This is a genomic window from Streptomyces sp. Je 1-332 (assembly GCF_040730185.1).
Lineage (GTDB): Bacteria > Actinomycetota > Actinomycetes > Streptomycetales > Streptomycetaceae > Streptomyces.
Map to the genome: position 1 here is coordinate 7,440,847 of NZ_CP160402.1, position 18,436 is coordinate 7,459,282.

The window sequence follows — 18,436 nt, forward strand, 5'->3', positions numbered from 1 at the left end:
CGAACGTGGTGGGGGTGGGGGGGAGCGGTCGGGCTCAGCGGACCAAGTAGCCTCCGTCGACCGGGAGTACGTGGCCGTTGACGTAGTCCGAGGCGCGGGAGGCGAGGAAGACCGTCGCCCCCATCAGGTCGGCGACGTCCCCCCAGCGGCCGGCCGGGATGTGGTCCAGGACGCGCTGGTTGGTCTCGGGGTTGGCCCGCGTCTCCTCGGTGATCTTCGTGGCGAAGTAGCCCGGGGCGATCGCGTTGACCTGGATGTTGTGCTGCGCGAGCTCGTCGCAGTACGCCTTGGTGAAGCCGGCGATGCCGTGCTTGGTGGCGGCGTACGCGGGTGACCACTGGCCGCCGAGGAACGAGAACATCGACGCGATGTTGATGATCTTGCCGGAGCGCTGCGGAACCATGAAGCGGATCGCCTCGTGGCTCAGCTCGAAGGGTGCCGTGAGGTTCACGCTCACCATCGGGTCCCACTGCGCGCGGCCGAACTCCTCGACGTCGGCGATGTTGCAGATGCCCGCCGAGTTCACCACGATGTCGACCGACCCGAACGCGTCCGCGCAGCCCTCGACGATCTGCCTCGGCACGCCCGGCTTGGTGAGGTCGGCCTCCAGGAACTCCATGCGGCGGCCCTCGGCCTCGATCAGCTTCTGTGTGGCGCCGTCGTCCGCGGCCATGGAGGGCACGAAGACGTTGGCGCCGGCCTTGGCGAGCGCCAGCGAGAACGCCTGGCCGAGGCCGGTGTTGCCGCCGGTGACGATGGCGTTCTTGCCGTCGATGGAGAAGAAGTCGCGGTTGAACTCGGTGATGTCCATGGGGAGTTCGCTCTTTCCGGTGCGGTACGTGGTGCGGTGGCGCGGGGTCGGTCGGGTGGTTCAGGCGGACACGGGTACCGCCTCCGGGACGGGCCGCGGGGCGTCGGCGGTCAGTTCGCGGCGCCGGGTGCGGTCGGTGAGCGTGGTCAGGCCGACGCCGAGGAGCGCCATGGCGAGCAGGAAGAGGAAGAGGGTGGTGTAACCGCCGCCGTGCTCGGGGACGGCGGGCGTCGCCGCCGGATCGCCGATCCACCAGGCGCTCAGGGTCGGCAGGAACGCGTCGGGCAGATACGCGATCCCGGACGCGAGGCCGATGACGCCGCCCCGCTCGTTCTCCGGGACCTCGACCTCGCCGACCTGCGCCCAGTAGACGCCCCGGCTGGCGAACACCAGCAGGCACAGCGCGAACATCAGGGCCAGCGCCACCCACTTGAAGGCGGAGTCGCGCGGCAGCACCAGGAAGGTCACGGCGACGGCCGCGCAGCCGATGAACATCCAGCGCAGGAAGCGCGGCGTGGACTTGGTGACCTTGTCCACGACGACTCCGCCGGCCGGGCCGGCGACGAACTGGAGACGTACGTGCGCACGACGCCGATCACGCCGATGAGCGCGGCCGCCATCCCGTACTGGTGCTCCAGGAGCGGCGAGAAGTAGCCGAGCGTGGTGTAGAAGCAGTACATCAGCATGACCGTGCCGCCGATGAGCCACGTGTACTTGTTCCGCGCGGCCAGCCACAGCTGCCGCAGCGTGACGGTGCTCGAACCGAGGTCGGCCAGGCGCCGCTCGTCCCCCTTGACGAACAGCCACACGAGGACGGCGTAGACGAAGCACAGGATGCCGTAGATGCGGATCAGCCACAGCACGCCCGCCGCCTCGGCGACGCTCGCCGCGACGACGGCCGTCCCCACGAAGCCGACGATCGTCGACGTCACACCGCGCACGCCCTCAAGGAAACCGAACAGACGGCCCTGTTCCGAGGAATCACCCAGCATTCCGATGGCTTTCACCAGGGCGGCCCAGTACAGGCCCATTCCCATCACGGCCATCAGGATGTGCGCGGCCAGAATTCCCCAGTATCCGGGGATGGTCCCGAGATACAGGTCGGCGACGCCGGTGCCGACCAGAGCGGTCACGATCAGGGCCTTCGGTGAGAACTTGTCGGCGAACCAGCCGCCGAAGAAGTACATCACCATGGCGACGACACCGAACACCGAGATGATGTTGGCGTACTGCTGGGCCGAGAGTTCGAGCGCCGTGGCCGTCGGCCCCAGGAAGACGAACCGGATGTACGCGACCTGATAGATGACTCCACCAGTCATCGACAGGATCAGGAAACTGACCCATTTCTGGGACTTGGTCACGGCGCTCACCACCTCTTTGTGGAAATGCAGGGCAGGAAAAGGTGCTCAGATGCACGGACGCACAGATGCTCGGATGCATGGAAATGAGCACAAAAAAAGAACAGCAACTCTCCCCTGTCGGGAAGGAGTTACTGTTCTCTGGTCTCTAGTAACTGCCCCGGAACAGAAGTCGACGACTCTTGTTCCGGAAGCCGGTATGCGGTTGTGGTGTCAGTTTTGGGGCGGGCCTTTTTCGGCCTGCCCGGCAAAAGTAAATCGCGGGTGTCGGCAGTGTCAACCCCCGATGTCACACCGCCCGGACCTGCAACGATGTGTCACATCGCCCAGACCTCGCGGTTCGACGAGGCGATGGCGCTCGCGCCAGCCTTCAGGGCTGCGAACACGTCGTCCCGGTCGCAGACGAGCCCGCCCGCGATGAGCGGCACGTCGATGTCCGCGACGACCCAGGAGATCACCCGCGGCATGCAGCCCGGCAGGATCTCCACGCAGTCGGCCTTCGACATGCGCACCTGCGGGGCGAGGTTGCGGTACGACATCGAGTCGATGAGGAAGAAGCGGTGCACCGCGTAGAGGCCGAGCTCGCGGGCCGCGCGCAGCATGAACGCCTTGGAGCTGAGCACGCCGTCGGCGGCCGTCCGCTCCTTGACGTACCGGACCACGATCTCCTTGCCCGCGAAGCCTTCGAGCAGGTCGACGTTGACGAGCACGATCCGGCCGTCGTCCTTGAGCCGCTGCACGATCGCGGGCAGGTCGAGGACGGTGCCGTAGAGCAGGAAGACGATGCGGCACTCGGAGCGCAGGACGGCCTCCAGGTCGTCGGCGTCCTTGACGCTGGCGACGACCGGGTGGTCCTCCAGGAGCGAGGGGAGCGGCGTGGTGTCCATGGGGATCTCCTGGAGTGCGGCGCGGTGACAAGCTCCCTCAGGAGCGGCAAGCACCCTCAGGGTACGGCCGTGACCTGCGGCTGCCACCTGGGCCCCGGCTCTCCGCCCACCCTCCTCCGCCCCCTCTATCGCTCGGCGCGTGCCGCGTGGGCGAGATCCATGTCCGTGGTCTCCGGAGCGAGGAAGTGCGAGACCACACCGCCGAGCGCGAGCACGCCGGCCCCGACGAGCAGCACGAACTCCGGGCCGAAGCGATCGAGGCCCATCGGCAGCAGGAACGTGCCGATCGCGGCGCCGACCCGGCTCATCGCCGCCGAGAAGCCCACCCCGGTGGTGCGCAGCGCGGTCGGGAAGACCTCCAGGGGGTACACGGCGGTCAGCGCGCTGGAGGCGGCGTTGAGGAAGATGAAGAACAGGAAGCCGCCCACCACGACCGCGGTGACGTCCGGGAAGAGCGCCACCACGGCCAGACATCCCGCGGTGATCCAGAACGGCGGGATGAGCAGCTTGCGCCGCCCGACGCGGTCCACGACGAGGCAGCCCGCCGTGACGCCGGCGACCGCCGTGAACGCGTACACGAGCAGCGCGCCCGCCGCGTTGTCGCCCATGTTCAGGGCCTCGAAGACCTCGCCCCAGAACGCGCCGATCGCGAAGTACGGCAGGACGAGCGCCGCCCAGAAGGTGCTGGCGAACACCGTCGCTCGCAGGTGCGCCTTGCTGAACAGGGCCCGGAATCCGGCCTGTTCACCGCTGTCGGCCAGTTCCGCGTCGGCGTCGAGCTCGATCCCGTACCGCTCGATCAGCGTCCGGGCCTCGCCGGTGCGTCCCTGGCTCAGCAGCCAGCGGGCCGATTCAGGGACCCCGCCACGCAGCGCGAGGCAGGCGAGGGCGACGACCGCGCCGCTGGAGAGGGACCAGCGCCAGCCGCCGTCCACGGAGGCGAAGAGGGCGCCGACGACGGTGGCGAGTGCGTAGCCCGCGTACCAGCTGATCTCCAGGCTGGACAGCAGGCGGCCACGGCCCTTGCTCGGCGCGTACTCCGAAAGGAGCGGCGCGCCGACCGCGTACTCCCCGCCGATCGCGAGGCCCATCACCAGGCGGACGAGGAACAGCTGGGTGCCGTCCGCCACGAAGAACTGGGCGACCGAGCTGAGCAGGAAGACCAGCATGTCGACCATGAAGACGGGCCTGCGGCCGAACCGGTCGGCGAGCCAGCCGAAGACCGGGCCGCCGAAGAAGATGCCGATCAGCGGGGACGCCCCGACCAGGCCCTGCGCGACCGTGCCCAGGTGCAGATCGGCGGTGAGCGCGGCCATCGCCATGCCGATGCCGCCGATGACGTAGCCGTCGAGGCCCTGACCCAGCTGCGTCGCGGTCTTGAGCCGGAAGTGCAGACGGCCCCGGTCACGCGCGACACGCTGGGCGGGTATGGGTTCCGGGCGGTCGGAGACAGGCGTCATTGCCATGTCGGGACTCCTTGAGGGGTGAGGGGCGGATGAGGGGTGTGGCCGTTACGGGGTCGGCCAGTCCAGCGCCACGTACTTCGTCTCCAGGAAGGCCTCGATGCCTTCCCGGCCGCCCTCCCGCCCGAGCCCCGACTGCTTCACGCCGCCGAACGGCGCCGCCGGGTCGGAGATCAGACCGCGGTTGAGGCCGACCATGCCGGCCTCCAGACGCTCGGCGACGCGCAGACCGCGGGCCAGGTCGCGGGTGAAGACGTACGAGGCGAGGCCGTACGACGTGGCGTTCGCGGCCGAGATCATCGCGTCCTCGTCGCTGAACGTCGTGATCGGCGCCACCGGGCCGAAGACCTCGGTGTGCAGGATCGCTGCGTCCGCCGGGACATCGGTGAGGACGGTGGCCGGGTGGTACCAGCCCGCGCTCTCCGGGACCTCGCCCCGGGCGGCGACACGGGCCCCACGGCGTACGGCGTCCTCGACCAGACCGCTGATCTTCTCGACGGCCGCCGGGTTGATCATCGGGCCGAGGGTGACGCCCTCGCCGAGGCCGGGGCCCGCCTTGACGGCCAGCATCGCCGCGCAGAGCCCTTCCGTGAACTCGGCCGCGACGTCCTCATGGACGTAGAAGCGGTTGGCGGCGATGCAGACCTCGCCGCCGCCGCGCATCTTGGCGTCCATGGCGCCCCGCACGGCGGCGTCCACGTCGGCGTCGGCCAGGACGACGAACGGGGCGTTGCCGCCGAGCTCCATGGTCACGTTGACCACGTGGTCGGCGCTCTGGCGCAGCAGGGCGCGGCCGGTGGCGGTGGACCCGGTGAAGGAGAACTTCCGTACGCGTTCGTCGGCGAGCCACGCCGATACGGTCTCGGGGGCGCGATCGGTCGGCAGCACGTTGAGCAGCCCGGCGGGCAGGCCCGCCTCGGCGAGCAGCGCGGCCACGGCAAGCGCGGTCAGCGGGGTCTCGGGGGCGGGCTTGAGCAGGACGGGGCAGCCCGCGGCGAGCGCCGGGGCGATCTTGCGGGTGGCCATCGCCGCGGGGAAGTTCCACGGCGTGACGAAGGCGGTGACCCCGACGGGCTGCCGTAGGACGACGTGGCGGAAGCCGCCGCCGGGCGCCTCGCCGAACGAGGAGTCGATCCGCACCGCCTCCTCCGCGAACCAGCGGAAGAACTCGGCGGCGTAGGCGACCTCGGCGGCGGCGTCGCGGTAGGCCTTGCCGTTCTCCAGGGTGATGAGGCGGGCGAGGTCGTCGGTGTGCTCGCGCATCAACCGGAAGGTGTCGGCAAGGACCTCGGAGCGGCGCCTCGGCGCGGTGCGCCGCCACTCCTCGGCGGCCCGCGCCGCCGCGTCGAGCGCGAGGGCGGCGTCCTGCGCCGAAGCGGCGCTGACCTCGCGTACGACCTGTCCGGTGGCCGGGTCGTACACCGGGTACGTACGGCCGTCGCTCGCCGCTTGCCATGAGCCGTCGATCCACAAGTCTCCTTCTCCATAAGGCGACTTGGTGATGCTGGTGAGGTCGTTGGTGAGCTCGCTGGTGGTGCCGATGTGGGTGGTGTTCGGGCGCTGCATGGGTGCTCTTTCCGGCGTGTCGGAGATGCCTCGGGCAGCCGTGACCGACAGCTGGGGGCGCGGTCGGCCAAGGGGTGCCGGGCAGGGGAGGGCTGAGGCCCGGCACTGGGGGAAAGCACGGCTCTCTGAGGGCTCTGCGTGCGTTCACGTCCGGGACGCCAGGAATGTACGAGCCGGTCACCTGCCGGAACAAGAGGTCACCGGCGATCGAGACGGGGGTTGCGCTCAGGGCAACCGGGACGCCGGCGGCCGTGGTTCCCAGCCCAGAAGTGACGACACCTTCGCGGCCGCCGCCATCGCGGCTCTCCCCGCGTGGTCGAGCCGTGCCGCGAAACGGGCGGAGGGCGCCGTGACGTTGAGGGCGGCGACCACCCGGCCGCGGAAGTCGAACACCGGGGCCGACACCCCGACCAGGCCCGGCTCGAACTCCTCGAACTCCCGGGCGAAGCCCTCCTCCCGGGCGCCCTTGACCCTGGACCACAGGGCGGGCACGGACACCTCGTGAGTGGCCCCGAAGCGCACGTACAGCTCGTCGGGGCTGGCGTCCCGCAGCAGCACGGGCCCCGCCGATGTGGTCCACGCGGGGACGCAGCGGCCCTCCCACTCGCGCAGACGGTAGGAGTGCCCGGAGACCGACAGCAGCGTGCGCACCTCCTTCTCGTGCAGGACGCACAAGTGGCTGGTCTCCTCCAGGCCCACGGACAACTGGTGCATGACGGGCCCGGCCACCCGCACGAGGCGGCTCTCCGAGGTGCGGGCGACCAGCGAGAACAGCCGCCAGCCGAGCCGGTACTCCAGGCTGTCGGGGTCGCGCTCGACGATGCCCACGTCCGCGAGCGCCTTCAGCGCCCGCGACACCTGGCTCTTCTCGCGCCCCACGATCTGCGCGATCCGGACGACTCCCAGGCCGCCGGTGTGCTGGGCCTCGGGCGAACCGAGGGCGTCGAGCAGGTCGATGTCACGGCGCAGGCCGTGACCCTGGTTGCGGCCGGCTATGGGGGCGGAGCCGGCGGCGTTCGCTTCGTTCACGCCCGCATCGTAAGGGTGACTTCCCGGGGGACTGCCTGGCCAGGGGCTCGGTTGCCCTCACCGCAACCCCGGTTTCGATTCCCCGGGCGGGCTTGTCCGGCGCTCGCCGGGAGTTCTAGATTCACCGGGCAAGGCAGCGGGGCACGGCCCCACGACGCCCTCCGCGTTGCATCACGCGGATCGCTTCTTCTTCCCAACTCATCGCGCGAGCAGCTTCCTTGAGTTCCGTGCGCCCTCCTGCCCTCCCGCGCTTCTGAAACGCCTCATCCTGACCCTCGTATGGGAGCACTCATGCCCTTCGCCCCCGCCGCGCTCATCGGCGAGTCCTTCGTCGGCGACGGCCCCAACGCCGCGCACACCAACATCGTCATCGGCCGCAAGGGCGGCCCGGTGGAGACCGCCTGGGCGACCGCGCTGGCCACGCCGAGCGCGGGACACGTCCCGTACATGACGGTCGTGCGCCCCTCCGTCCCGGTGAAGCCGCTGACCCTGTTCGTCAACAAGGCGGTGGCCGCAGGGGAGCTGCACGAGCGGGCCACCTGGGGGTCCGCGCAGGCCGGACTCGCCCAGGGAGTCGCCGACGCCGTGACGGACGGTGTCGTCCCCGCGGACGAGGCCGACGACCTGCTGATCATCGCCGCGGCGTGGGTCAACCCGAAGGTCGACGACCTCGACGAGTCGTTCCGCAACCAGCGCACCGCCGCCTACCGCGCCCTGCGCGCCGCCGTCGAGTCCACCCCGACACCCGGTGAGGTCCTCGACGCCGCGAAGGCGGGAGTGACCAACCCCTTCTACACGCCGTCCGAGGAGCAGCTCGCGAGCTCGCGCCCGCAGGGCTGATCCGCCAACTGGCCATCCGTACACCCCTCTCAGACCGCAGCAGCGAGGAAATATCATGAGGATCGGTTTCATCGGCCTGGGCAACATGGGCCGTCACATGGCACGCCACCTGATCCGGGCCGGGCACGAGGTGACCGTGCACGACTCCCGTCCCGAGGCCGCGGCCGAACACGTGGCACTCGGCGCCCTCTGGGCCGACACGGCAGCCCAGTGCGCCGCCCACGCGGAGGTGTTGGTGACCATGCTGCCCAACCCGCGTGTGGTGGAGGACGTGTTGCTGCGCGGGGGCGCCGCCGAAGCGCTGCCGACCGACGCCGTGTGGATCGACATGTCGACGTCAACACCCGGTGCGGCGGAGCGAGTTGCCGCCGAAGTGCTCGACCGGCGCGGCGTGCGTCGTCTGGACGCCCCGGTCAGCGGAATGGCCCACGGGGCGGAGGCCGGGATGCTGCAGATCTTCGTCGGCGGTGACGCCGCCGACTTCGATGAGGCACTGCCCGTGCTGCGGGTCATGGGCGACGCGGAGCGCATCCTCCACGTGGGTCCGCTGGGCGCCGGCTACACGGTCAAGCTGATGATCAACCTCCTCTGGTTCAGCCATCTCACGGCGTCGTCCGAGGTGTTGGCCATGGGCGTCAAGGCGGGCGTCGACCTGGGCATCCTGCGCAACGCACTCCTGGCGAGCCCCGCCGCGTCCAACTTCCTGGAGCGCGACATCATGTGCGTCCTCGCCGACGGGGACTACGACGACTCGTTCGCCATGGCGCTCGCCTGCAAGGACCTGGGTCTCGCCGTGGACCTGGGCCGGGACCTCGGTGTCTCCACGGAACTGTCGGCCCTGGTGGAGCAGATCTACCGCAGGGCCAAGTCCCGGCACGGCGACCTGGCGGGCGAGATGACGCCCGTCCGGCTGTACGAGGAGCTGGCCGGCCGGGAGTTCCGGCTCGGCGCCGAAGTGGCCGCAGGCCCGGTGGCCGTCTAGGCCTGGACGCCGAGGAGGGTGGGCCTGGACCCACTTCCGGGCCGACCTGGGAGGCATCGCATTCCGTGCCGTGCAGAGTGGACTCACCGCGCCGTACCGGCCGGGAGTTCACGAAGCAGAGGGAAGGCTCATGCGACAGGTCGTGTCGTGGGCGGCAAGCGCCTGCGTGGGGTTCGTCCGGGCGTGCGTGGTGGTGGCCGTCAGCATGCTGGTCCCGGCCGTGTGGGCCGCCGCCGTGGCGCTCGGGATCCGGTGGGGGGCGGGAAACCCGTGGTCATGGGTCGCGCCGGTCGTGCTCGTGACGGTCGGCTCGCTCGGCCTCTCCCGCCCCGTCTGCCGGATCTTCCGCATTCTGGTCGCGCGATGGACGGGCACGGTCACCCCCGCCGGATACCGGCAGCCCGAGCCGGTGGTGCGGATGTCCACCGGGTTCTGGTGGAACGGCTTCTCCTACGAGCGCACCCGCCGCGACGCCCTCATGGACCAGCGGCGGCGTATCCGCTGGCACGACCCGGCCAACTGGCGTGACCTGCGCTTCACAGGGATCGCACCGTTCACCGCGGGTGCCGTCGCGGCCGTTCCGCCGGGCGGCCTCGCGGCGGCGGCCATCGGGATCGCTACCTCGACACTTCCAGGGCGCCTGCTCGGGGTGCTCGGCCTGGCCACGGCCGTCGCGAGCGCCCCGTACGCCTGGCGGATCGCCGGGCCGGTCGCCGCGCGCTTCCTGCGCGCGTCGCCCGCGATGGTGCTCGCCGAGCGGGTGGACGAGCTGACGGCGCAGCGCGCGGACACGACGATCGCGCAGGCCGCCGAGATCCGCCGCATCGAGCGGGACCTGCACGACGGGGCGCAAGCCCGCCTCGTCGCGCTCGGGCTCTCCCTCGCGACCGCAGAGAAGCTGATGGAGACCGACCCCGACCAGGCCAGGGCCCTGATGCGGGAGGCACGTTCGGGCGCCACCACATCCCTGACCGAGCTCCGCGACCTGGTCAGGGGCATCAATCCGCCGGTGCTCAACGACCGGGGGCTCGTCGACGCCGTTCGCGCTCTGGCCCTGGACAGCCCGCTCGAAGCGACAGTCGACACCGATGTCCAGCGCACCGCCGTCCCCTTGCGCCTGGACCCGCCTATCGAGTCCGCCGCGTACTTCGGGATCGCCGAACTGCTCACCAACGCGGCCAAGCACGCCCAGGCGACCCGGGCGCGGATCTCCGTCGCGCGAGACGCCACCGGCCTCGTCATCGAGGTCGAGGACGATGGCAGGGGAGGAGCGAGCATGCGCTCGGGCGGTGGACTGGACGGGCTGCGGCGCCGCCTCGCGGTCTTCGACGGCACCCTGGAGATCACAAGTCCGGCAGGCGGGCCGACCCGCGTGAGAATAGTGGTGCCATGCGAATCGTTGTAGCCGAAGACCTCTACCTCTTGCGCGACGGAATGGTCCGCCTCATCGAGGCGTGCGGGCACCAGGTGGTGGCCACCGCGGGCACCGGCCCCGAAACGCTCGACGCGCTCCTGACCTGGCGCCCGGACGTCGCCGTCGTCGACGTCCGCATGCCGCCGACGCAGAAGGACGAAGGCTTGCGGGCAGCCATCGCCGCCCGTGGTGAACTGCCGGGCCTGCCGGTCCTGATCCTCTCCCAGTACGTCGAACAGCTCTATGCCCGGGAGCTGTTGGCCGACGGCGCGGGCGGCATCGGCTACTTCCTCAAGGAGAGCGTGTTCGACGCCGACCAGTTCATCGACGCTCTCGAACGCGTCGCCGCGGGCGGCACGGCCATGGACCCTGCCGTCATCGCTAAACTGTTGTCCAGCGGTTCGTCGAACCGGCTGCTCGAACGCCTCACGGAACGCGAACACTCCGTACTCGCCCTGATGGCCGAAGGCCTCTCCAACCAGGCCATCGCCCGGCGGCTCTTCCTGAGTGACAGCGCCATCAGCAAGTACACCACCTCCCTGTTCGGCAAGCTCGGCCTCACCGACGACGACAACATCAACCGCCGTGTCCTCGCCGTCCTCACCTACCTCAACGGACCCTGAGGGCCAGCGGTGACCAGAGATGGTTTGGCGGAGCGGGGGCACACGGCTGCGGTCGGTACCGACACGGACCAGGGAGGCCCCCCACATGACCAGCCGGAAGAACACCGCCGTGCCCGTGGAGGAAGGATCCGTCGACGAGGGCGCGCCCTGGATGCGGGGCCTGCACGCGGACGCGGGCTATCTGCTCTACCGTCTGGGCCTGCGCTCGGGCCAGCTGTTCAACGCGGCGCTCCAAAGATCGGGCCTACGCCTGCGCCATTACGCCCTGTTGCGCTACTTGGCCACGGTGGAGGGCGCGGCACAGCGTGAGCTGAGCCAGGAGCTCGGCTACGACCCCAGCGCGATCGTCGGCCTGGTCGACGACCTGGAACGCCTCGGCTTCGTCGAACGCCGCCCGGCCCCGGACGACCGCCGTTGCCGCATCGTTGCCCTCGCCCCTGCGGGACGCGACTTCCTGCGGGACTCCGACGAGGTGGCCCGCGGAGTCACCGACGAACTCCTGGCCTCGCTCGGCTCCGAGGAGCGGGAGACGTTGCATGGGTTGCTTTCGCGGGTGGCGCATACGGGGGGCGAGGCCTGAAACCCCCCGTATGCGCCTCGGTTCGTCCTGGTCGATCGGGGCGTTCGGGTCAGGACCCCGAAGGCAGTTCCGTCCTCACCTCGCGTGCCGCCGCCACCAGGTTCTCCAGGGAGGCCTTGGTCTCGGGCCAGCCGCGGGTCTTGAGCCCGCAGTCCGGGTTCACCCACAGGCGTTCGGCGGGAATGGCCTCAAGTCCCTTGCGCAGCAGGGCAGCCGCCTCCTCAGTGCTCGGTACGCGCGGGGAGTGGATGTCGTAGACGCCCGGGCCCGCCTCGCGCGGGTAGCCGTGTCCGGCCAGTTCGCGGGCGACCTGCATGTGCGAGCGCGCGGCCTCCAGGCTGATGACGTCTGCGTCGAGATCGTCGATGGCCTGCACGATGTCACCGAACTCGGCGTAGCACATGTGGGTGTGGATCTGCGTGTCCGGCCGGACGCCGCTGGTGGTGAGGCGGAAGGATTCCGTGGCCCAGTTCAAGTACGCGGCGTGCTCGGCGGCGCGCAACGGCAGCGTCTCGCGCAGCGCGGGCTCGTCCACCTGGATGACGGAAGTGCCCGCCGTCTCCAGGTCGTTCACCTCGTCCCGCAGAGCCAGGGCGACCTGGCGAGCCGTGTCACCCAGCGGCTGGTCGTCCCGGACGAAGGACCAGGCGAGCATGGTCACCGGGCCGGTGAGCATGCCCTTGACGGGGCGCCCCGTGAGCGAGTTGGCGTACGACGTCCAGCGCACCGTCATCGGTTCGGGGCGCGAGATGTCACCCGCGAGGACCGGCGGGCGCACATAACGGGTCCCGTACGACTGGACCCAGCCGTGCTGCGTGGCGAGGTAGCCGGTGAGCTGCTCGGCGAAGTACTGCACCATGTCGTTGCGTTCGGGTTCACCGTGCACCAGGACGTCGATGCCCGCCTTCTCCTGGTAGGCGACGACCTCGCGGATCTCGTTCTTGATGCGCTCCTCGTAGCCCTCCTTGTCGATGCGGCCGGCCCGCAAGTCGGCGCGTGCGGTGCGCAGTTCGGTGGTCTGCGGGAACGAGCCGATGGTGGTAGTGGGCAGGAGCGGCAGACCGAGGCGGGTCCGCTGAGCCGCCGCACGCTCCGGATAGGCGTGCGCGCGGCGGGCGTCGGCGGTCGTGACGGAGGCGACGCGTGCACGTACGGCCGGATCGTGGGTGAGGGCCGAGCCCGAACGGGACGCCAGGTCGGCGCGGTTGGCCGCCAGTTCGGCCGCGATGGTGCCCGTGCCCTGGGCCAGGCCGCGGGCCAGCGTGGCGATCTCGGCGGTCTTCTGATGGGCGAACGCGAGCCAGCGCGCGATCTGCGGGTCGATGTCACGCTCGGCGGTGGAGTCCAGCGGGACGTGCAGCAGGGAGCAGGACGCGGAGACGTCCACGCGGTCGGCGAGGCCCAGGAGCGTGCCCAGCGTGGAGAGGGACTTCTCCAGGTCGTTGATCCAGATGTTGCGGCCGTTGACGACGCCGGCGACCAGGCGCTTGCCGGGCAGCCCGCCGACGGCGGCGAGGTCCGCGAGCTGGTCGGCGGCCTTCTCCGTGAAGTCCAGGGCCAGGCCGTCGACCGGAGCCTTGGCGAGCACGGGCAGTGCCTCGCCGAGCCTGCCGAAGTAAGAGGCGACGAGGAGCTTCGGGCGGTCGGTGAGGGCGCCGAGGTCACGGTAGGCACGGGCGGCGGCGTTGAGCTCCGCCGGGGTGCGGTCCTGGACCAGGGCGGGCTCGTCGAGCTGCACCCACTCGGCGCCGGCCGCACGCAGGTCGGCGAGCACCTCGGCGTACACGGGCAGCAGGCGGTCGAGAAGCGTCAGCGGCTCGAAGTCGGCGGCCACGCCGGGCGCGGGCTTGGCGAGCAGCAGATAGGTCACCGGGCCGACGAGGACGGGACGGGCGGCGAGGCCGAGCGCGACGGCCTCCCTGAGCTCGGCGACCTGCTTGGCGGAGTCGGCGGTGAAGACGGTGTCGGGGCCCAGCTCCGGCACGAGGTAGTGGTAGTTGGTGTCGAACCACTTGGTCATCTCAAGGGGCGCCACGTCCTGGGTGCCGCGGGCCATCGCGAAGTAGCCGTCGAGGGGGTCGGTGTCGACGGCCTCGCGGTGGCGCCGCGGGACCGCGCCGACCATGACGCTGGTGTCCAGGACATGGTCGTAGTACGAGAAGTCGCCGGTCGGTACTTCGTGGATGCCGGCGTCGGCCAGGCGCCGCCAGGTGGACCTGCGCAGCTGCGCCGCGGTCCCCCGGAGGGCGTCGGCGGTGACGCGGCCCTTCCAATAGCCCTCGACGGCCTTCTTCAGTTCACGGTCGGGGCCCTGGCGGGGGTAGCCGTACACGGTGGCCCGTGCTGCCGCGGCTGCGGACTTCGCTGTCACGGAAATCTCCTTCGCGAGATGACTCCTGAGAATCCCGGGGCCGGGACACGGACGCGAAGGGATGACGAAACCGGGCGGACCGTACGCGCGCCACCGGCGCGGTGCTCCACCTGATCTGTACGCCGACCCGCCCACGAGGTCACCGGGATGCCGCACATGAGGGATCACATGCGGGCAACGGGCAGGTCTTCGGACTCGCGGGCACACCTGCCGAGGCAGATTCCTACTGGCCGTCGCTTCCCGGATCCGCGCTCGGATCCAGTGCGTATGACGGCGGTCGTTCCCACTCACCGCTGCGGGGCAGTCCCGGATTCCCACCGGGTTCCCTCTTGCGACGCGTCTGCCTGGCGGGCAGGGCGAACCAGCTGCACGGATCAGGCTAGAGGGTCGCCGAGGTTCTTGGGCGCCACTGATCACATCGCGGACCGTGAGGTGAGACACGGACCCGAGGGGCGGGGGAGCGCACGCGAAGGGCGCGGAACAGATCACCACTCTGTTCCGCGCCCCACACAGCAGCCGCGGGCCCCTCGGCCCGGCGGCGGACCCGGGCCCCTCAGCCCCGGTCGTAGAGGTGGAACCCGCGCCCGCTCTTGCGGCCGAGCAGCCCCGCTTCGACCATGCGCAGGAGCAGCGGCGGCGGCGCGTACAGGGGTTCCTTGAACTCTTCGTAGAGAGACGCCGCGATGGAGGCGACCGTGTCGAGGCCGATCAGGTCCGCGAGTCTCAGCGGACCCATCGGGTGTGCGCAGCCGAGCTCCATGCCCGCGTCCACATCGGCGGCCGTCGCGAAGCCGGACTCCGTCATGCGGATCGCGGAGAGAAGGTAGGGCACGAGCAGCGCGTTGACGACGAAGCCCGCCCTGTCCTTGGACCGCACTACCGTCTTGCCCAGCGTGTTCGTGGCGAACTCCTCGACGGCGGCGACGGTTTCGGCGGCCGTGTGCAGCGAGGAGACGACCTCGACCAGGGGAAGGACGGGTGCGGGGTTGAAGAAGTGCAGCCCGAGAACGCGGTCGGCGCGCCGGGTCGCCATGCCCAGACGCATGACCGGGATGGAGGAGGTGTTGGTGGCGAGGATCGCCCCGGGGTCCTCGACGACCTTGTCCAGGGCTGCGAAGATCTCCGTCTTCGCCGCCGTGTCCTCGACGACCGCCTCGACGACGAGCTGGCGGTCGGCCAGGTCGTCGAGGCTGCCGGTGAAGACCATCCGGGCCAGTGCGTCCTCGGCGCCGGCACGGCTCAACTTGTCGCGCTGGGCCGCGCGTTCGAGCGAGATGGCGACCCGTTCGCCGGCGGCCCGAGCGGCGAGGGGGTCGGCCTCGCAGACCACGGTGTCCAGTCCGGCACGGGCACACACCTCGGCGATTCCGGCCCCCATCCGGCCCCCGCCCACCACACCGACCCGGCGGATGGATGTGCTCATGACTGCCCCTCCGGGTGGCGCACGAGGTGACGGCTGTAGGCGTCCGTGGTGAAGAAGGCGGGCAATTCCCTTGCCAGGGCGGTCCGTACGAAGAGAGCACGGACTTCGTCGAGTGGGGCCCACGGGTACTCCGCGCCCAGGGCGGCGAGCTCGTCCTCCACCAGGCCGAGAACCGTCCCGCGGTCCACGACCCGGTGGCGCAGCCACTGCCAGATCTGCACCCGGGCGATCTCGGCCGTGGCCGCGTCCTCCATCAGGCCGTACAGCGCGACGGCTCCCTGCCCGTGCAGCCAGGCGGCGAAGTAGCGCAGGGCCACCGCGATATTGGTGCGTACGCCCTCCGCCGTGGGCGGTGCGCTGACGCGGCGCACGGACAGCAGCCGGGCCGCCGTCACCTCGACGTCGTCGCGGGTGCGGTCGATCTGGTGCGGGCGGGAGCCGAGCACCCCGTCGAACACCTCGCGGCAGACGGGGACAAGGGCGGGATGGGCGACCCAGGAGCCGTCGAAGCCGTCCTCGGCCTCGCGTTCCTTGTCGAGCCGGACCCTGGCCACGGCCGCCTGATGGGCGTCGGGGTCCTTGCCGGGCACGTGGGCGGCCATACCGCCGATCGCGTGGGCGCCCCGCTGGTGGCAGGTGCGTACGAGGAGGTCGGTGTAGGCGCGCATGAAGGGGGCCGTCATGGTGACCTTGGCCCGGTCCGGCAGCAGGAAGTCGGGGCGGTGCCCGAAGGTCTTGATGAGGCTGAACAGGTAGTCCCAGCGGCCCGCGTTGAGCCCTGAGCTGTGCTCGCGGAGCTCGTAGAGGATCTCCTCCATCTGGACGGCGGCCGTGATGGTCTCGATCAGGACGGTGGCTCGGATGGTGCCCCGGGGGATGCCGACGAGGTCCTGGGCGAGGACGAACACGTCGTTCCACAGCCGCGCCTCGTCGCGGCTCTCCAGCTTCGGCAGATAGAAGTACGGGCCGTGCCCGGCGTCGATCTGCCGCTGGGCGCAGTGGAAGAAGTAGAGCCCGAAGTCGACGAGGGAGGCCGGCGTGGGCCGCCCGTCGAACTCCAGGTGTTCCTCGGTCAGATGCCAGCCGCGCGGGCGGACGACGATGGTCGCCAGGCGCTCGCCGAGCCGGTACGGCTTGCCCTCCGGCGTGGTGAAGTCGATCCGCCGCTCGATCGCGTCGAGCAGGTTCAGCTGGCTGCCGATGATGTTGTCCCAGGTGGGTGAGGTGGCATCCTCGAAGTCCGCCATCCACACCCGCGCACCGGAGTTGAGGGCGTTGACCGTCATCGCGCGCTCGGGCGGTCCGGTGATCTCCGCGCGCCGGTCGGTGAGACCGGGGGCCGGTGGTGCCACCTGCCAGGAGTCGTCGGCCCGGATACGGGCGGTGGCGACGGAGAAGTCGAGCGGGGAGCCGGAGGCGAGCCGAGCGCCCACCCGCGCGCGCTCCTTGAGGATCTCCAGGCGGCGTTCGGCGAAGGCGTCGACGAGACGGCCGATGAACTCGAGCGCCTCGGGGGTGAGGATCTCGTCGTGCCGGTCGGCCGGTACGCCGAGGACCCGGGCGCGGCTGGTCGGAGCGGAGATGGACATGCGGGTCTCCTCAGCAGGGGTGGTGCGGGCCGGGGGGCGCCCCGAAGGGGCGCGGGGCCGTGACATGTGGGGCTCCGCCCCGCGGGCGCGCCGAGCCCCCACCGGTCCGCGGGCATCAATGCGGCGATCCAGCGCAGCGCTTGGCGCCTAGTGGAACTGCTCTTCCTCCGTGGAACCGGAGAGCGCGGTCGTGGAGGAGGCCGGGTTGACCGCGGTGGACACCTGGTCGAAGTAGCCGGTGCCGACCTCACGCTGGTGCTTGACGGCGGTGAAGCCCTGCGCCTGCGCGGCGAACTCGCGCTCCTGGAGGTCGACATAGGCGGTCATGCCGTGCTCGGCGTAGCCGCGAGCCAGGTCGAACATGCCGTGGTTGAGGGAGTGGAAGCCGGCCAGGGTGATGAACTGGAAGCGGTAACCCATGGCTCCCAACTCCCGCTGGAACTTGGCGATCTGGTCGTCGTCCAGGGCCGCACGCCAGTTGAACGACGGCGAGCAGTTGTAGGCGAGCATCTGGTCGGGGTGCTCGGCGTGGATCGCCTCGGCGAACTCGCGGGCCTGGGCGAGGTCGGGGGTGCCGGTCTCCACCCAGATGAGATCCGCGTACGGGGCGTAGGCGAGCCCGCGGGCGATGACGGGTTCCATGCCGTTCCGCACCCGGTAGAAGCCCTCGGCGGTGCGCTCGCCCGTGACGAACCGGGCGTCGCTCTCGTCGACGTCGCTGGTCAGGAGGTTCGCCGCGAGCGCGTCCGTACGGGCGACGATGAGCGTCGGCACGTCGGCGATGTCGGCGGCCAGGCGTGCCGCGTTGAGGGTGCGGATGTGCTGGCCGGTCGGCACGAGGACCTTGCCGCCCAGGTGACCGCACTTCTTCTCCGAGGCCAGCTGGTCCTCGTAGTGGATGCCTGCCGCGCCCGCGGCGATCATCGCCTTGGTCAGCTCGAAGGCGTTGAGCGGTCCGCCGAAGCCCGCCTCCGCGTCGGCGACGATCGGCGCGAGCCAGTCGGTGGTGTCGTCGCCGCCCTCCGCGGTGGCGATCTGGTCGGCGCGCAGCAGGGCGTTGTTGATCCGACGGACCACCTGCGGCACCGAGTTGGCGGGGTAGAGCGACTGGTCGGGGTAGGTGTGCCCGGCCTGGTTGGCGTCGGCGGCCACCTGCCAGCCGGACAGGTAGATCGCCTGCAGACCGGCCTTCACCTGCTGGACCGCCTGCCCGCCGGTCAGGGCGCCGAGCGCGTGGATGTAGTCCTGCTCGTGCAGTTGGCGCCACAGCCGCTCGGCGCCGCGGCGGGCCAGGGTGTGCTCCTCGCGGACGCTGCCGGAGAGCCGGACCACGTCATCGGCGGAGTAGGTGCGCTCGATGCCCTTCCACCGGGCGTCGGCCGCCCACCGCTGAGCCAGCTCCTGGGCCGTAGCCGTCGTCGTCCCTGCCTGTGCCATGACCGTCTCCCGGAGGTTCGTGAACTGTGCGAAGGTGTGGCACTGAGTGCCGTAATTGCGTGA

General features: G+C 70.6%; 16 protein-coding genes and 1 riboswitch. Of the genes, 5 read left to right on the forward strand and 11 right to left on the reverse strand.

What is annotated here, in order from left to right; genetic code table 11:
- Positions 1–34: 34 nt before the first annotated feature.
- The 7 genes from ABXJ52_RS33410 to ABXJ52_RS33440 form a co-directional block, all read right to left on the reverse strand.
- Positions 35–811 carry an SDR family NAD(P)-dependent oxidoreductase gene (locus ABXJ52_RS33410; protein ID WP_367047294.1) on the reverse strand — a complete coding sequence of 259 codons (777 nt, stop codon included), beginning with the start codon at positions 809–811 and terminating at the stop codon, positions 35–37.
- A 60-nt stretch (positions 812–871) separates the two neighbouring features.
- Positions 872–1,348, reverse strand: coding sequence for a hypothetical protein (locus ABXJ52_RS33415; RefSeq protein WP_367047296.1), 477 nt, complete (start codon positions 1,346–1,348; stop codon positions 872–874).
- Entirely contained in the window at positions 1,276–2,172 is an 897-nt protein-coding gene (locus ABXJ52_RS33420) for an MFS transporter (RefSeq protein WP_367047298.1), read from the reverse strand. Before ABXJ52_RS33420 ends, ABXJ52_RS33415 begins: the two co-directional genes overlap by 73 nt.
- A gap of 314 nt (positions 2,173–2,486) precedes the next feature.
- Complete coding sequence (locus tag ABXJ52_RS33425) at positions 2,487–3,056, reverse strand: glycerol-3-phosphate responsive antiterminator (RefSeq protein ID WP_367047300.1); 570 nt, start codon at positions 3,054–3,056, stop codon at positions 2,487–2,489.
- Positions 3,057–3,181: 125 nt separating this feature from the next.
- Entirely contained in the window at positions 3,182–4,522 is a 1,341-nt protein-coding gene (locus tag ABXJ52_RS33430) for an MFS transporter (RefSeq protein ID WP_367047301.1), read from the reverse strand.
- Positions 4,523–4,567: 45 nt separating this feature from the next.
- The gene (locus ABXJ52_RS33435) at positions 4,568–6,085 is read right to left on the reverse strand and encodes an NAD-dependent succinate-semialdehyde dehydrogenase (RefSeq protein WP_367047302.1); all 1,518 of its coding nucleotides are present in this window, start codon (positions 6,083–6,085) and stop codon (positions 4,568–4,570) included.
- Positions 6,086–6,310: 225 nt separating this feature from the next.
- Entirely contained in the window at positions 6,311–7,114 is an 804-nt protein-coding gene (locus tag ABXJ52_RS33440) for an IclR family transcriptional regulator (RefSeq protein WP_367047304.1), read from the reverse strand.
- 291 nt (positions 7,115–7,405) lie between these two features.
- Here ABXJ52_RS33440 and fae point away from each other — a divergent pair, with 291 nt between their 5' ends.
- The 5 genes from fae to ABXJ52_RS33465 all read left to right on the forward strand — a co-directional run bounded on the left by fae (position 7,406) and on the right by ABXJ52_RS33465 (position 11,553).
- A complete protein-coding gene (fae, locus tag ABXJ52_RS33445; RefSeq protein ID WP_367047306.1) occupies positions 7,406–7,954 on the forward strand; it encodes a formaldehyde-activating enzyme in 549 nt (182 codons plus the stop codon).
- Positions 7,955–8,009: 55 nt separating this feature from the next.
- The gene (locus ABXJ52_RS33450; RefSeq protein WP_367047307.1) at positions 8,010–8,936 is read left to right on the forward strand and encodes an NAD(P)-dependent oxidoreductase; all 927 of its coding nucleotides are present in this window, start codon (positions 8,010–8,012) and stop codon (positions 8,934–8,936) included.
- A gap of 130 nt (positions 8,937–9,066) precedes the next feature.
- Complete coding sequence (locus ABXJ52_RS33455; protein ID WP_367047308.1) at positions 9,067–10,341, forward strand: sensor histidine kinase; 1,275 nt, start codon at positions 9,067–9,069, stop codon at positions 10,339–10,341.
- Entirely contained in the window at positions 10,326–10,973 is a 648-nt protein-coding gene (locus ABXJ52_RS33460) for a response regulator transcription factor (RefSeq protein WP_367047310.1), read from the forward strand. Before ABXJ52_RS33455 ends, ABXJ52_RS33460 begins: the two co-directional genes overlap by 16 nt.
- A gap of 85 nt (positions 10,974–11,058) precedes the next feature.
- On the forward strand, positions 11,059–11,553 hold the full coding sequence (locus ABXJ52_RS33465) for a MarR family transcriptional regulator (protein ID WP_367047311.1): 495 nt from the start codon (positions 11,059–11,061) through the stop codon (positions 11,551–11,553).
- 49 nt (positions 11,554–11,602) lie between these two features.
- On the opposite strand, the gene metE is transcribed toward ABXJ52_RS33465, so the two are convergent.
- The 4 genes from metE to aceA form a co-directional block, all read right to left on the reverse strand.
- Entirely contained in the window at positions 11,603–13,924 is a 2,322-nt protein-coding gene (metE, locus tag ABXJ52_RS33470; RefSeq protein WP_367047313.1) for a 5-methyltetrahydropteroyltriglutamate--homocysteine S-methyltransferase, read from the reverse strand.
- 162 nt (positions 13,925–14,086) lie between these two features.
- A riboswitch (cobalamin riboswitch) is annotated at positions 14,087–14,305 on the reverse strand.
- A gap of 172 nt (positions 14,306–14,477) precedes the next feature.
- Positions 14,478–15,347: a 3-hydroxybutyryl-CoA dehydrogenase gene (locus ABXJ52_RS33475; RefSeq protein ID WP_367047315.1), complete on the reverse strand. Its 870-nt coding sequence runs from the start codon at positions 15,345–15,347 to the stop codon at positions 14,478–14,480.
- Positions 15,344–16,936 carry a malate synthase A gene (gene aceB / locus ABXJ52_RS33480; RefSeq protein ID WP_367047317.1) on the reverse strand — a complete coding sequence of 531 codons (1,593 nt, stop codon included), beginning with the start codon at positions 16,934–16,936 and terminating at the stop codon, positions 15,344–15,346. Before aceB ends, ABXJ52_RS33475 begins: the two co-directional genes overlap by 4 nt.
- Before the next feature lie 147 nt (positions 16,937–17,083).
- Positions 17,084–18,373 carry an isocitrate lyase gene (gene aceA / locus ABXJ52_RS33485; RefSeq protein WP_367047318.1) on the reverse strand — a complete coding sequence of 430 codons (1,290 nt, stop codon included), beginning with the start codon at positions 18,371–18,373 and terminating at the stop codon, positions 17,084–17,086.
- Positions 18,374–18,436: the final 63 nt, after the last annotated feature.